Origin of the sequence: uncultured Amphritea sp. (assembly GCF_937127095.1) — a bacterium.
GTDB lineage: Bacteria > Pseudomonadota > Gammaproteobacteria > Pseudomonadales > Balneatricaceae > Amphritea.
Map to the genome: position 1 here is coordinate 90,069 of NZ_CAKZLP010000011.1, position 12,867 is coordinate 102,935.

The 12,867-nt window shown below is 49.8% G+C and carries 11 protein-coding genes; 5 read left to right on the plus strand and 6 right to left on the minus strand.

The annotated features are described in order from the left end of the window. The first annotated feature begins 5 nt into the window (after positions 1 to 5). On the plus strand, positions 6 to 632 hold the full coding sequence (locus tag Q0499_RS03000) for a LysE family translocator (protein WP_299195901.1): 627 nt from the start codon (positions 6 to 8) through the stop codon (positions 630 to 632). A gap of 108 nt (positions 633 to 740) precedes the next feature. Beyond that, positions 741 to 1,115: a hypothetical protein gene (locus Q0499_RS03005; RefSeq protein ID WP_299195903.1), complete on the plus strand. Its 375-nt coding sequence runs from the start codon at positions 741 to 743 to the stop codon at positions 1,113 to 1,115. A gap of 123 nt (positions 1,116 to 1,238) precedes the next feature. On the opposite strand, the gene Q0499_RS03010 is transcribed toward Q0499_RS03005, so the two are convergent. The 3 genes from Q0499_RS03010 to Q0499_RS03020 form a co-directional block, all read right to left on the minus strand. Beyond that, positions 1,239 to 2,498: a serine hydrolase gene (locus Q0499_RS03010; RefSeq protein ID WP_299195905.1), complete on the minus strand. Its 1,260-nt coding sequence runs from the start codon at positions 2,496 to 2,498 to the stop codon at positions 1,239 to 1,241. 311 nt (positions 2,499 to 2,809) lie between these two features. Then, entirely contained in the window at positions 2,810 to 5,020 is a 2,211-nt protein-coding gene (gene katG / locus Q0499_RS03015; RefSeq protein WP_299195907.1) for a catalase/peroxidase HPI, read from the minus strand. A gap of 504 nt (positions 5,021 to 5,524) precedes the next feature. Further along, on the minus strand, positions 5,525 to 6,394 hold the full coding sequence (locus tag Q0499_RS03020) for a hypothetical protein (protein WP_299195909.1): 870 nt from the start codon (positions 6,392 to 6,394) through the stop codon (positions 5,525 to 5,527). A 112-nt stretch (positions 6,395 to 6,506) separates the two neighbouring features. On the opposite strand from Q0499_RS03020, the gene Q0499_RS03025 reads away from it, so the two are divergent. The 3 genes from Q0499_RS03025 (at position 6,507) to Q0499_RS03035 (ending at position 9,865) form a co-directional block, all read left to right on the plus strand. Next, positions 6,507 to 7,298 (plus strand): helix-turn-helix transcriptional regulator, encoded by a 792-nt coding sequence (locus Q0499_RS03025; RefSeq protein ID WP_299195911.1) that lies wholly within the window; start codon positions 6,507 to 6,509, stop codon positions 7,296 to 7,298. Positions 7,299 to 7,553: 255 nt separating this feature from the next. Continuing rightward, positions 7,554 to 8,705, plus strand: a complete 1,152-nt coding sequence (nosP, locus tag Q0499_RS03030; RefSeq protein WP_299195913.1) for a nitric oxide-sensing protein NosP — start codon at positions 7,554 to 7,556, stop codon at positions 8,703 to 8,705. An 11-nt stretch (positions 8,706 to 8,716) separates the two neighbouring features. Continuing rightward, positions 8,717 to 9,865 carry a GGDEF domain-containing protein gene (locus Q0499_RS03035; RefSeq protein ID WP_299195915.1) on the plus strand — a complete coding sequence of 383 codons (1,149 nt, stop codon included), beginning with the start codon at positions 8,717 to 8,719 and terminating at the stop codon, positions 9,863 to 9,865. Positions 9,866 to 9,950: 85 nt separating this feature from the next. Here Q0499_RS03035 and Q0499_RS03040 read toward each other — a convergent pair whose 3' ends face one another. From Q0499_RS03040 to Q0499_RS03050, 3 genes are all read right to left on the minus strand, one after another. Then, on the minus strand, positions 9,951 to 11,174 hold the full coding sequence (locus Q0499_RS03040; RefSeq protein WP_299195917.1) for an FAD-dependent oxidoreductase: 1,224 nt from the start codon (positions 11,172 to 11,174) through the stop codon (positions 9,951 to 9,953). After that, a complete protein-coding gene (locus Q0499_RS03045; RefSeq protein WP_299195919.1) occupies positions 11,174 to 11,497 on the minus strand; it encodes a 2Fe-2S iron-sulfur cluster-binding protein in 324 nt (107 codons plus the stop codon). Before Q0499_RS03045 ends, Q0499_RS03040 begins: the two co-directional genes overlap by 1 nt. 82 nt (positions 11,498 to 11,579) lie before the next feature. After that, positions 11,580 to 12,740 (minus strand): cytochrome P450, encoded by a 1,161-nt coding sequence (locus Q0499_RS03050; protein WP_299195921.1) that lies wholly within the window; start codon positions 12,738 to 12,740, stop codon positions 11,580 to 11,582. Positions 12,741 to 12,867: the final 127 nt, after the last annotated feature.

Here is a 12,867-nt window from a genome sequence, read left to right on the forward strand (position 1 = left end):
TAAGAATGATCGATCAAACGACACTGCTGACCTATCTGGCAATCCTGCTGGGGTTTGTTTTTATTCCGGGGCCTGCGGTGTTGTTGACGCTTGCGCGAGCCACCCGTTCGGGTACCCGGGTGGGAATGGCTACCGGTTTGGGTATTGCTGCCGGTGATCTGGTGCATACGCTGTTAGCGGTGGTGGGAATCTCTGCTATCGTGCTGGCTTCAGCGCTGCTGTTTGCCATTGTTAAATATATGGGAGCGGCCTATCTGGTGTATCTGGGGGTGAAGGCTATTTTGAAGCGAGCCGATACGGGTCTTGTGCTAGCCGCCCCCTCTCTGAATGCAAAAACCGCTTTCCGGCAGGCGATTGTGCTGGAGATTCTCAACCCTAAATCGGCAATGTTTTTTCTCGCGTTTCTGCCGCAGTTTGTTAACCCGACAAATGGCTCAGTGGGCTTGCAGCTGATTATTCTTGGTTTACTGTTCGTGCTAATGGGGCTGCTGACGACGATTCTGGTGGCGGTTAGCGCCGGGCAGGTGAGCCGTTTTCTGCAGCGCAATCCACTGGTGTTACGCTGGCAGGATCGGGTGGTTGGCGGTATTTATTGTGGCCTCGGGGTGCGCCTCGCGTTCACTGAAAAATAACGTTTAACGCACCGGGATCATGAGTGTCGGCAGAACACTAAGGTATAGTTGTATGTGTCAATTAAGTGCGTCAGGATGCACGCATTCATTCAATATGGAGAGCTGGTTATGAGCAGTATTGAGTATATACGGATATTTGCCGATGCAGATGGATGTTCTCACTGTAGAAAAGAGTCGATTGAACTTAAATCGATACACTACGCGCCACCCGCTGCCTCGCTGAATACTACGGCACTGACTAAAGCTGATAGCTCAGTGTTTCTGGAACTACCTGCCGCATGGCATGGTGACTGGCACCCCACACCTGTAAGGCAATGGTTGATTCTGATGTCGGGCTGCTGTGAGTTTGAGGTGGGCGATGGAGAGCGGTTTATCTGTAAAGCGGGGGATGTTGTGTTGCTTGACGATACCACCGGTCGCGGGCATAAAACCTGGGTGCTGGGGGAAGAGAGCGTGCTAATCTCGGCAATTCACTTCTCATAGGTCGAAACCGGCGTCGGCATGAAATAGTCTGAAAAGTAAAAGAGGCAGCAATCGGTGTTTATATAGCTACAACCGATCAACGCCGCCTCTTTATCATTTCTGCTGGCGTTTCAGGCTAGCAGTTTATTCCGGTTTCCATGCGGCAGCCGCAGTAAAAAATGAAACTGATTCATTGGTTAGCTCGGTATCATCACCGGGTGGAAAATAGCTTAGTTTGACGATCACGGTGTTGCTGGTCGGATCGACGAAGATAAACTGTCCCTGTAGACCAATCGCTGTATAGGCGTCGCTGTCAGCAACGGTCCACCACTGGTAGCCATAACCACCGGGGCCACCGTCACGGTCTTCGGGCCCTACCGATTTTGTTGAGAGTTTTACCCACTCAGGTGAGACAATCTGTTTGCCGTTAATCTGTCCTTCGTTCAGCATCATCTTGCCAATACGGGCGTAATCTCTCATTGTGGCATTGTAGCCTGCGCCATTAAACTCCCGTCCTACATCGGGCTGTCCATCCATGATGAAGAAACCGTCAGACTCTGCGCCCAGGGGTTCCCACAGATGTTTGGTCATATAGGAGGCGATGGTGCCGCCCTCTGAAACACGTTCAATCAGCAGACCAAGCACTGCAGTGTCGATGGTTTTATAGGCGAAAACTTCACCCGGTTTATGGGCGCGTTTGATGGTTTTGGCCGGCTCGACGAAGCGGGCAACATTCTTCACCAGTGCGAGAATATGGTTGCGGGCTGCCAGACCAGGGTTTTCGAAGTCATAGCGTTCTTCATAATCCACGCCGGAACGCATGCCCAGCACCTGACGGATAGTAACGCCGTTGTATGCACCCTCCTTGAGTTCAGGCAGGTAGTCGCTAATATCGTCATCCAGCGACTTAATTCGACCCTCCTCAAGAGCACAGCCGATCAGGATGGAGGTGAGTGATTTAGTCATTGACCAGCCCATAAAGTGGCTTTGGGCATCGCTGTTGTTGCGGTAGTTCTCATAGACGATATTACCGTCTTTCATAATCAATAACGCATTGGTGTAGGTTCTGTTGAGGAACTGATCCGGAGTGTAGCTCTCGCCATTAAACTGATAGTTGAAGTTTAGCGGCTTGTCGGTGCGGGATAGTGGGCTGGGTATGCCTGAGTGAGTTACTTTGCGGGTAGTAAACAGCCTGTCCATGCTGCGAAAGCTTAGTGTATTGAAGTAAGGTTGTAACATTGCCCAGCGGGTGTTCTGAACGGCAACCGGTACATCTGATACAGGGCCTACTGCTGCAACCAATGGGTCAACTGTCGATGCGGCATTCACACTTCCACCGTTGACTAATGTGGCGATAACACTTGCACAAGCCAGGGCAGACTTTAAAGGGTATTTTTTGCTCATCAGGTTGTAACTCCTTTGGATTATTATATTTTTCAGATCTAAAGCTGTTTATAACCAAAACAATTTCTATTTAAATCTATTCAGAGCTTACGTCCGGGTGTCACTAAGGGCCATATCACGGAAGGGGTAGTGAGTTGGTGGCGCTGATAAGGCTCTGTGTATCGTTGGGAATTGTGTTAAATATTACAGAGGGGTGTCGAGTCGGGTGTTAAGACGGAGTAAAAAGTTGAGGCAGGGAATATGAAAAGGCGCACCCATGAGGCGTGCGCCCTTTAGTGTTAAATAATTATTTACCGGGTCTGATTAACGGTTTAGTTAAGCTCAAAGCGATCAGCATTCATTACTTTATTCCAGGCCGAGACAAAGTCGGTGACAAACTTCTGCCGGGCATCGCTCTGAGCGTAGACCTCCGCAATGGCTCGCAGTTGTGAGTTGGAACCGAATACCAGATCAACCCGGGTTGCGGTCCACTTCAGCTCTCCGCTGCTGCGATCATAACCTTCGAACAGTTCTTCATCTTCAGAGGTGGCTTTCCACCGGGTCGCCATATCCAATAGATTGATAAAGAAGTCGTTGGACAGCGTTTGCGGACGCTGGGTAAAGACACCATGCTGAACATTGCCGCTATTGACCCCCAGTACCCGCAGGCCGCCAATCAGGACAGTCATCTCAGGAGCCGTGAGCGTTAGTAGTTGACTTCTGTCGATCAGCAGCTCTTCTGCTGACACACTGTAGCGGGCTTTCTGGTAGTTACGGAAACCATCCGCGGCGGGTTCCAGTGGAGCAAAGGACTCAATGTCGGTTTGCGCCTGGGTTGCATCAGTGCGCCCCGGTTTGAACAGCACGGTAACGGGTTGACCGGCAGCAATAGCCGCTTCCTCAATAGCGGCACAACCACCCAGTACGATCAGGTCAGCCATTGACACCTTTTTGTTGCCGGACTGGGCAGTATTAAATCGAGACTGAATGCCTTCCAGTGTATCCAGTACTGTAGCAAGCTCTGCAGGCTGGTTAATTTCCCAGTCTTTCTGCGGTGCCAGGCGGATGCGGGCACCGTTAGCCCCGCCACGCATATCTGAGCCGCGGAAGGTGGACGCTGAAGCCCAGGCGGTGGATACCAGTTGCGATATCGACAGGCCCGACTTAAGCAGCTCCCCTTTCAATACCACAATATCCCGGTTGTGGATCAGTTCATGGTCCACCGCTGGCAGTGGGTCTTGCCAGATCAGTTCCTCTGCAGGCACTTCAGAACCGAGGTAGCGGGAGAGGGGGCCCATATCCCGGTGGGTCAGTTTGTACCAGGCACGGGCGAAGGCATCGGCAAACTCATCTGGATTGTTGTGAAAGTGTTCAGATATTTTGCGGTAATCAGGATCTTCCCGCATCGCCATATCCGCGGTCGACATCATGGGAGCATGACGTTTTGACGGGTCATGTGCATCGGGAACCGTATCTTTCGCTGCGGCATCTATTGGCGTCCACTGCTGCGCACCGGCGGGGCTTTTGGTGAGTTCCCACTCATAGCCCAGCAGAGTATCAAAATAGCTGTTGTCCCACTGAGTTGGCGTTGGCGTCCAGGCGCCTTCCAGTCCACTGGTGATGGTATCAACCCCTTTACCGCTGCCCATGCTGTTTATCCAGCCTAATCCCTGCTCGGCAATTCCGGCGGCTTCTGGTTCCGGGCCGACATTTTCCGGGTCGCCGGCACCGTGGGTTTTACCGAAGGTGTGGCCGCCAGCGGTCAGCGCGACGGTTTCATAATCATTCATCGCCATTCGGGCGAATGTCTCGCGGATATCACGGGCAGAACCCAGTGGGTCAGGATTACCATCCGGACCTTCAGGGTTAACGTAGATCAGGCCCATCTGTACTGCGGCCAGCGGATTTTCAAGATCCCGCTCACCGCTGTAACGTTTGTTGTCCAGCCACTCCTGTTCTGCGCCCCAGTTGACATCCTCTTCCGGTTCCCAGATATCTTCACGCCCACCGGCAAAGCCGAAGGTTTTAAAGCCCATCGATTCCAGCGCACAGTTGCCCGTCAGAATCATCAGATCGGCCCAGGATATTTTGTTACCGTACTTCTGTTTGATGGGCCACAGCAGTCGGCGAGCTTTGTCGAGGTTGCCGTTATCCGGCCAGCTGTTCAGCGGGGCAAAACGTTGTGAGCCAGAACCGGCGCCGCCACGGCCATCGCCGATACGGTAGGTGCCTGCACTGTGCCATGCCATACGGATAAAGAACGGGCCGTAATGCCCATAGTCAGCCGGCCACCATTCCTGAGAGTCGGTCATCAGATCATAGAGATCCTGCTTCAGGGCGGACAGATCGAGTTTTTTAAATTCATTGGCATAACTAAAACCCTCAGGCAGTGGGCTGATCTGAGGAGCGTTCTGATGCAGGATTTTAAGGTTGAGTTGGTTTGGCCACCAATCCTGATTGGCGGTGCCCCGATCACTCATCTGTGTTCTGGAACCATGCATGAAAGGGCACTTGCCTGCAGGGGTATTGTTACTCTCACTCATCTTATCCTCCTTGGTTAAATACGCGGTCACCTGATGATTAATAACAAAATGACATCACAAGCCAGGTGAGCCGTTTGAAATGGCTACGTGTGCTGATGCTGTTTAGATCATCCTGTGATCGCTTAAGTAGTCTGTAGCTTAGTTCATTTTTGGCTACCCATTAGTTATAGCTGTTGATAGCAGCAGAACTAAATTGGATATCTTCATAAGGCTGATAGCCTGAACTTATTCGTCAGTTGTGCCCGCGAACTCAGGGGCAATTGTAGGTGTTGTTTTACTATAAAAGAGGCAATAGGAGAGGGCTGGTAGGGGGCTGGTTTTCAATCAAAAAAACAGCACTGGCGTTATTCCCGGTAACGCCAGTGCTAGCGGTTAATTAAATGAGCGTTGTTTTTAATGAACAGATTTTTTGTAATGATTTGTATGATATATACTTGTAACAGTTATTAATAATCATATAGTTACTAGTATTAGTGAATGTTATAGATTGCATGTAGGTGCTTGTTAATGTTTGATCTTATAAGCATCAATGCGCTGTGAAAACATCATCGGTACATACAACTGATCCCCCTTGGCGGCGATGTCGGCTGAATGTTTTCCGGCATTGAACAGCAGGTGAACCGCTGCGTTTTTGAACTCGAAAATATTGCCATTCATCCAGTCACTGATCAGCAGAGAATCGCCCATAGCGGTAACACCATCAAGATTGCCAAACTGCTGCGCATCTTTGTAGGGAGTCAGGGTTGCCGTCTCTGGGGTAACCGCAAACAGCCCTCCCGGAGTCTCCGTTGAGAAGTCCTCTTTGAGTCCTTCCCCCCAGGTGGCGACAATCAGTTTCCCCTCCCTGAAAATCAGGCCATTAGGATGCGGCAACTGCTCAGCCGTGATCCATTGGCTCAGGGTGTTATTCATATAACGGTACAGACCGCCTCCCAGCAGGTCACTGATATAGACGACCCCTTTATCATCGATGGTGACATCGTTGAGCATTTTACTGCTGGCCGCTTTCACCGACTTAACCAGTACGCCCTGTTCGATATCGATTATATGTAACTGCTGCATATCCGCGACGTAGAGGTATTGTGCGTCCATCGCCATACCTTTGGGGGCATTCATACCGTTAACCCAGACGTGGCGGATTATCCTGCCTTCGCTGGACAGCAAGCTGATATAGCCTTTGCCATTCAGTTCGGTCGGGCTACCGTTCATATTTGAGACGAACAGCAGAGGTTGGGTGGGATGAACTAGCACAGACTCCGGTTCATCGAAGCCTTCCAGACTCCAGGATAGCTGCGGTGCAGAGATTGCTGTCTGGGAAGCGATTGATAGTGCTACGACAGACGTACGTAAGAGGGTTTGAAATGTTGTGTTCATGGTTAGCTCCTTGAGGTAATAGAGCCCGATTGTGCTATATTTGATCCTTGATTTTATAAAATTCATATGGGGTATCTTTTTTTGATACTTTAACGGCGCATCAGGTACCTAAATGACAGATCTGGCTTCAGGTGGCATAAAACAATCGAGTCTCGCGGCTGATGACGACCAGCAACGTGAGAATCTGTTTACTCTGCTCAAACAAGCGCTGAAAGCCCGGGGCTTTACCTATGCTCGATTGGCGGCAGAGATGAATATGAGTGAGTTATCTATCAAGCGTTTGTTTAAAGAGAAAGACTGTAAGATGAGTCGGCTTTTGGAAATATGCTCGATCATCGGATTAAGCATCGATGAGTTGGTTCAGATGCAACAGCGTTTCAGGCAGATACCTGAGTTTTTGCCTGAATCTGTTGAAGCTGCGCTGGCAGCAGATAAGCAGCTGTTTATGATATTGATACTGTTGGTCTCACAGGTCGATATTCCGACCGTTCAGAGTCTGATGGAAGTGGATAAAGCAAAGTTATATCTGCACTTGCGAGCACTGGAGAAGCTTGGGTTGATTGAGCTGCAGTCCGCTGATCGGTTTCGTTTCTGCGTACCTCTGCCGATTCAATGGCGTATGGGAGGCAAGCTGGCCGATCTGATTAAGGGGATTAACAGACGTTATATCGCGCACTGCCTGGATCATGAGAAAGATTCTGAATATGCATTTACAACCGCTAGCCGGCTGATGAGCAAGGGTAGTGTACTGCAGATCCAAAACAATTTGCGCCGAATACGGGAAGAGTTTGATTATCTCAGTAGCCAGGATCAGATGTTTTATAAAGTCGGGGAGCTGCAGTTTTATAAGTTGGTGTTTGGTATGGGGCCGTTCCCAGTGGATGTGATTCTGGTGGATGAGTAGACGTGATGCGGCAAGTAAAGTAAGAGGGTGGAAGATTGATAGCCTGATCAGGGTCTCAATTTGAGGTGTCTGAAGAGTTAATTAAGCCTGATCAGTGATTTGGGGGTATATACTGTATAGGTGTTGGCAGTGATCTCATTTCGAAGTGATTTGAACAGGCGTAGGAACATGCTTTACGCTTTCGGCCTACAGGGAATACTAAGGACCGTTCTTACCTTACTGATTAAACTTTCATGATCAAACAAGGTAGCTCCTATGCACAACAATAACAGTATTCGCTTAGCTCAGTCCTGTCTAACCGATACCTCCGCAGCGGTTGCCGAGTTTTTCGCAAAGGTCAGCCAGCCTGATATGGAGCTGGTGCTTTTTTTCTGTTCCAGTAAATACGATCTTGAAGTGCTTGCCAAAGAAGTCAATCGGCTGTTTGAGGGGGTTCAGGTGGTTGGCTGTACTACGGCGGGAGAGATCGGGCCAGCCGGATACCTACAGCATAGTTTATCTGGTGTCAGCTTCCCCCGACAACAATTTACAATTGTCAGTGGAGCCCTGAATGGGCTGAAACAGTTTGAGCTGAGTCAGGGGAATGACTGTGTTCAGGGGGTGCTGCAACAGCTGGAGAGCAAAGTGCCGTATGCTGATGGACAGAACAGTTTCGCATTTATGATGATTGATGGTCTGTCAATGTGTGAAGAGGTGGTCACTCATTCACTGCAACACTCACTTGGTGATATCAGGCTGGTTGGCGGGTCTGCCGGAGATGACCAGAAGTTTATCTCTTCATCTGTTTTTAGTGGTGGCCAGTTTCATACCGACAGTGCGGTGGTTGTCGTGATTAACACGAGTAATCCTTTCACTCTGTTTAAAACCCAGCATTTTGTTTCGAGTGATGAGCGGATGGTGGTTACCGAGGCCGATACCACACAGCGAATAGTGAAAGAGATTAATGGCTTGCCAGCAGCAGAAGAGTATTCGCGTCTGGTCGGTGTAGCCGTTAGTGAACTCGATTCTATGCGTTTTGCCGAGTCCCCAGTGGTTGTATTGATTGATGGCACCGATTATGTGCGCTCCATCCAGAAAGTTAATGCTGACGGCAGTCTGACTTTTTACTGTGCAATCGAGGAAGGGGTAGTGTTCCGGGTGGCACATGGCGTCAGTCTGGTGAAAAATTTACAGGAGACCTTTGCAACCCTCAATAGCAAGGTCGGCCACCCGCAACTGGTGATAGGTTGTGATTGTATCCTGCGCAATCTAGAGGTTCGTCAGCGGGGTCTTGAGTCCCAGGTTGAGCGTCTGTTTAAAGAAAATAATACCATTGGTTTTAGCAGTTACGGTGAACAGTACGGTGGGGTGCATATCAACCAGACCCTTACCGGCGTGGTGATTGGCGAGGCTATTAATGCTGAATAGAGGGACACATGATGACTGAACAGTTAGCACCTTCTGTTGATGACTTACAGGCCGAGATAAAACGATTAAATAAGATTATTCAATCGTTGATGAACCACGCTGAGCGCAATACCAGTATCAAGGGCTCAGAATTTACCCTATTTCAAACCGCTATCATGCTTGAAGATCAGGTAAAAGGTCGAACGGGTGAGCTGGAAGTCGCACTTAAAGAAAATGAAAAAATTAATCGGGCTTTGCGCCAAAGTGAATATAATCAACGTGTGTTGATTGAAAATGCGCCGGTGAGCATTCATGAAATCGATATGGATGGCCGTATTATTTCCATCAATAAGGCCGGGTTATGTATGAATGGGCTAACCGGGGAGGACGCGATACTGGGGAGCCTGTACCTCGATAATGTCGGTGTATCAGACTGTGACCGGGTTGCTGGCTTGCTTGAAAAAGCATATGCCGGTGAAACCAGCCATTTCGAATATGACGCTGCGATTATGAGTGGGAGAACATATAAATCCTGCTTTGTACCGATCCTTAACAATCAGTCTTCAGTAACCAAAATTATGGGGATTACAGAAGATATTACGGAACGGAAAAAAGCGGAAGAACAGATTCATCACTTTGCATTTAACGATGCTTTGACACAACTCCCGAACCGGCGCCTGCTACACGACAGATTAAAACAGGCTATTGCAGCCTCGTTTCGCAGTGGTATGTATGGTGCCGTTATGTTTCTCGATCTGGATAATTTCAAACCGCTTAACGACACTCATGGACATGAAGCAGGTGACTTGCTGTTAATTGAGGTGGCGCAGCGGCTGATCACCTGCGTCAGAAGCACCGATACCGTGGCGCGAATCGGCGGTGATGAGTTTGTGGTTTTGTTGAGCGAACTCCATATTGATATGGCACTGTCCATTAAGCAAGCTCTAAGCGTGGCTGAAAAAATTCGTGCCTCGCTGGCGCTGCCTTATATATTGAGGCGTGAGCATGAAGGAGCGGTAACCACGATGGAACATCACTGCACGGCGAGTATTGGGCTGACGCTGTTTGGTATGAATGAACGTTGTGAAGAAAAAATTCTGAAAGCAGCGGATAAGGCAATGTATCAAGCGAAGGAATCAGGACGAAATAACGTTTTTATGTCTAATTTAAAAACACGTTAACAAAATAGCAGATAACCCTGCCGACGGTGTAAATGTGAAAACCCGCAACAGCGGGTTTTGAGCATAATTGTATCTGCTTTAGACGTTATTTTTTCACCAGACTGTTGAGTTTGAAATCAGCATCTTCTATCTGTGCCTGAGTGGGCGATACTCCGGCAGTGATCAGCTTGCGACCGGCCATATGATCGGCTGGTCGATTGACTGTGTGTATCGCTATCAACTTCTCATCGCGGAAGAAAAACAGCGAAAACTTGTCGTCCTCCTGACTACCGCGTTGATAGAAATGGGTATAGCCGTCATGGACACCCACCATCTGCAGTTTGATATCGTACTGATCAGACCAGAACCAGGGCACTGAATGGTATTCGGCGTCCTGACCTGCGATTACCTGAGCGATCACTTTTGCCTGATCAACCGCATTCTGCACCGATTCCAGGCGGATCTCAGTACCGGTGAAGGGGTTGTCGTAGCGGGCTGAATCGCCGGCGGCAAAAATATCAGGATCATTAGAACGACACTGGGCATCGACCACCACACCATCGTGACAGAGCAGTTTTGCAGCAACCGCCAGTTCGGTATCTGCGGTGACACCGATGCCTGCCAGCACCAGCTGAGCGGGTAGCAGTGTGCCATCTTTCAGCCGCACCGCTTCAACATTGCCGCTGCCATCATCGGCAATATGGTCAACCTCAGCACCAAAGCGGATATCGACGCCATGTTGATGGTGGATATCGAGCATATACTGAGACAGTTCCGGGGTGACTGCGTTTGCCAGAATACGCTGGCCTCTGACCAGTACCGTAACCTTCTTGCCCAGTTTTGCCGCGGTAGCCGCAAACTCCAGTGCGATAAAGCCGCCGCCAATAATAACGGTTTCTTCAGTCTGGCTGAGGTGAGACTGGATATAGCGGATATCATCCAGGCTTTTTATGTAGCCGACGCCATTCAGGTTTGATCCGGGCAGATCAAGCTGTCGCAGTTTTGCTCCAGTCGCCAGCACCAGCTTGTCGTAGCTCAGCGTTTCACCGCGATCCAGCTCAACCTGTTTATCAGCACGATGGATTGCGGTGACCCGGTGACCGAGTTTCAAACCGATGTTGTGGTCATCGTAGTAGCTTTGAGTGCGGAACAGCAGCACCTCTTCGCCAGTATCGTTGAGCAGATGGCTTTTCGACAGAGGTGGACGCTGATAGGGCAGATGGCCTTCACCATCGACCAGGGTAATCTCACCGTCATAGCCTGAGCGGCGCAGTGAATCAGCGCATTGATAGCCAGCATGACCGCCGCCAACAATGACAACGCCACTCATTACTCCTGCTCCTCAGGCATATGGATGACGATGCCATCCAGTGCAGCGGTGGCTTTGATCTGGCAGCTCAGACGACTGTTGGGCTTACGTTCAGAGGCGGTATCGTCGAGCATCTCATCTTCGTTTTCTGACATCGCCGGCACTTTAGCCAACCAGGCGTCATCAACATAACAGTGACAGGTTGCGCAGGCACAGGAACCACTGCACTCACCCTCAATACCTTCAACGCCATTCATCACGGCGCCCTGCATAATGGTCATACCCTCGGCCAACTCAAGCTGAGTAGACTGTCCATCGAAACTTACATAATTAACGGTTGGCATAGATTCTGTCCCCATTCGGTCCTAAAAAGAGCACCAGCCTCTGAGCTACAGAGGCTGGCTTTTTTTATGATTATATAAACATTTACGCTTTAACTTGTAGCTCCAGCGGGCTGCGGAAGTTGGTCGAAGGCATCCAGCGCAGTTCCTGATCAACTTTAGACAGGTTAGGGAACGCTAGCAGTAACTCTTCTACCGCCACTTTACACGCCAGGCGCGCAATAGCTGTACCCAGACAGGCATGCACCCCGCCACCAAAGCCCAGGTGGCCTTTTGGCTTGCGGCTGAGGTCATAGACATCCGCATTCGGGAACACATCCTCATCACGGTTACCCGCGCCATAGGCGAGAATAACAAAGTCACCGGGTTTCATCGTCTGACCATGCAGCGTGGTCTCTTTCATCACACAGCGACGGAAGCGCTGTGCAGATGTATTGAAACGCAGGCTCTCTTCAATCGCATCCGGAATCAGATCCGGATTTTCCACCAGCGCTTCACGCACTTCAGGATGATCGGTGATGTTCTTGATCAGCATCGTCATAAAGCCAGACAGTGATTCGATACCCGCCATAATCAGCGTGGTAACGGTCAGCAGAATCTCTTCATCTTTCAGCTTATCACCATCGATCTCAGAGAGAATAAACTGACTCAGCAGATCTTCACCCGGGTTCTTCTTGCGTTCCTGCACCAGATTACCGGCATATTCACGCATCCATTCATAGGCCGCCAGGTGTTCAGGGCCTTTCTGACGGGTAACCGGGTCAGTCTGAACCATCATTACCGCTTTATCACGCACGGTTTCCAGATCAGCCGGTGGCAGATCAAACAGATAGACGATCAGATCTACAGTGTACTTTGATGAAAACTCAGCCACAAAATCAAACTGTTCACGGCCTTTCAGAGCTTCCAGATGCTTCTGCGCAACGGATTGAGCCGGAGCCATCAGGTGAGCCAGTGCCCGTTTGGTCACTGCTTTCTGGATCAGCGCACGTAGACGGTCGTGACGGGGTGGATCTGTGGTGCCCAGGGTTGAGCCTGCACGGCCAGGCAGTTCATTCACCAGGTTGCCTTTGGCTGAGGAGAAGGTCTCCCAGTCATTCAGTGCCATCACAATATCTTTGTGACGGGACAGCACCCACATCTCAGCATCTTCGCTCCAGAAACAGGGGTATTCCGCCCGCAGGGTGGCGTAAGCCGGAAACGGATCGGCGTCGATCTCGGGTGAATATGGATTAAATCTGAACATTCGCACTCCTCACAACAGTTTCGTTCTTGTTATTGGAACTGTGTTCAGTGTAGGAGTAATAACATACTTTAAAAATGGATATTCTGAGCAAAGCATTGTACTTTTATAACAGTTAAACTATCAATAA

Excerpts from the sequence above, each read along its gene's own strand:
- Q0499_RS03000 (WP_299195901.1), top strand. The coding sequence starts at position 6 with ATGATCGATCAAACGACACTGCTGACCTATCTGGCAATCCTGCTGGGG.
- Q0499_RS03005 (WP_299195903.1), top strand. The coding sequence starts at position 741 with ATGAGCAGTATTGAGTATATACGGATATTTGCCGATGCAGATGGATGT.
- Q0499_RS03010 (WP_299195905.1), bottom strand. The coding sequence starts at position 2,498 with ATGAGCAAAAAATACCCTTTAAAGTCTGCCCTGGCTTGTGCAAGTGTT.
- katG (WP_299195907.1), bottom strand. The coding sequence starts at position 5,020 with ATGAGTGAGAGTAACAATACCCCTGCAGGCAAGTGCCCTTTCATGCAT.
- Q0499_RS03020 (WP_299195909.1), bottom strand. The coding sequence starts at position 6,394 with ATGAACACAACATTTCAAACCCTCTTACGTACGTCTGTCGTAGCACTA.
- Q0499_RS03025 (WP_299195911.1), top strand. The coding sequence starts at position 6,507 with ATGACAGATCTGGCTTCAGGTGGCATAAAACAATCGAGTCTCGCGGCT.
- nosP (WP_299195913.1), top strand. The coding sequence starts at position 7,554 with ATGCACAACAATAACAGTATTCGCTTAGCTCAGTCCTGTCTAACCGAT.
- Q0499_RS03035 (WP_299195915.1), top strand. The coding sequence starts at position 8,717 with ATGACTGAACAGTTAGCACCTTCTGTTGATGACTTACAGGCCGAGATA.
- Q0499_RS03040 (WP_299195917.1), bottom strand. The coding sequence starts at position 11,174 with ATGAGTGGCGTTGTCATTGTTGGCGGCGGTCATGCTGGCTATCAATGC.
- Q0499_RS03045 (WP_299195919.1), bottom strand. The coding sequence starts at position 11,497 with ATGCCAACCGTTAATTATGTAAGTTTCGATGGACAGTCTACTCAGCTT.
- Q0499_RS03050 (WP_299195921.1), bottom strand. The coding sequence starts at position 12,740 with ATGTTCAGATTTAATCCATATTCACCCGAGATCGACGCCGATCCGTTT.